This window comes from Bacillus sp. JJ1474, from assembly GCF_036965225.1.
Taxonomy (GTDB): domain Bacteria; phylum Bacillota; class Bacilli; order Bacillales; family Cytobacillaceae; genus Cytobacillus.
In genome coordinates this window covers 1-884 of record NZ_JBALPC010000154.1, presented here as the reverse complement: position 1 = coordinate 884, position 884 = coordinate 1, and the positions used below count along the sequence as shown (strand labels likewise).

The 884-nt window shown below is 35.2% G+C and carries 2 protein-coding genes; both read right to left on the bottom strand.

The features are described from left to right. Positions 1-89: 89 nt before the first annotated feature. Positions 90-269, bottom strand: coding sequence for a YpfB family protein (locus V7164_RS17780; RefSeq protein ID WP_066294227.1), 180 nt, complete (start codon positions 267-269; stop codon positions 90-92). A gap of 67 nt (positions 270-336) precedes the next feature. Then, the coding region (locus V7164_RS17775) for a flagellar brake protein (RefSeq protein WP_335354758.1) at positions 337-884 on the bottom strand (548 nt) is incomplete at its 5' end.

Below are 884 nucleotides of genomic sequence, written 5' to 3'. Positions count from 1 at the left end.
ATGGCATAAATAAACGAATAAAACTATGATTACCTCTCTACTTTGAAAAGCATTTATTAAAAACAAAAATAGCAGGCAAGCACCTGCTATCATTGCCCCCTGAATGTTTCAAGGAATTCCGTAAAGTTATTATCCGTGACACCCTCATATTGAGTAAGCTGTTTGAGTTCAGGAAAAATATTAAATTTATGAAAAAACAATTGGGTTATGAAGAGGAATAAGAACTGTATAATGACAACTTTTATTAGTATTCTTTCAATCGATTTCATAACGATCTCCCCGCATGGTTAATATATTTAAAGTATGCGAGTAATTTTTACTTTTTATTCCTATCTATTATATTTCTATCCCTTTTTTCTTATAGGCAAGCTGGCGGTCAAAACAGAAGCGAAGCAATACCTGTCTATCAGTCGGTGAAATATCAATAAATTGAAGAGAGATTAGCGATTTCCACTCATTGACTGCAACGATCCTGACAATTTTACTTTTTAGTTTTAAATAATGGGTTTCCCCATTTTGCATCGGAAGAACAAACCAACTATGGACCATCATATTTTGTGATATAGGTCTCTTTCTGTCATTAATGATGGCAGCCCCCCCAGCACTAATGTCATCTGTAACCGTTACAAATGGAGCAAATTCCCCTTCGATCGGATGAATAGCGGCATCCACCCCTGTTTCAATACGAACAAATTGCCGGCGCTGTATCTTAACAAGTTGTTCAATACCCGGATAGGATAATATAATCATTGGAATATTGCCTTTGACTTTTCTAAGTACCTCACATTCAAATAGATAAACAGACCCATCCCCTGAGATAAACGATCCTTTTAATTGTGTACCATCTATAAGAAAAACGGTTCTATTCGTATTCATATTTATCG

Coding starts and splice junctions, on each gene's coding strand:
- V7164_RS17780 (WP_066294227.1), bottom strand. CDS start 269: ATGAAATCGATTGAAAGAATACTAATAAAAGTTGTCATTATACAGTTC.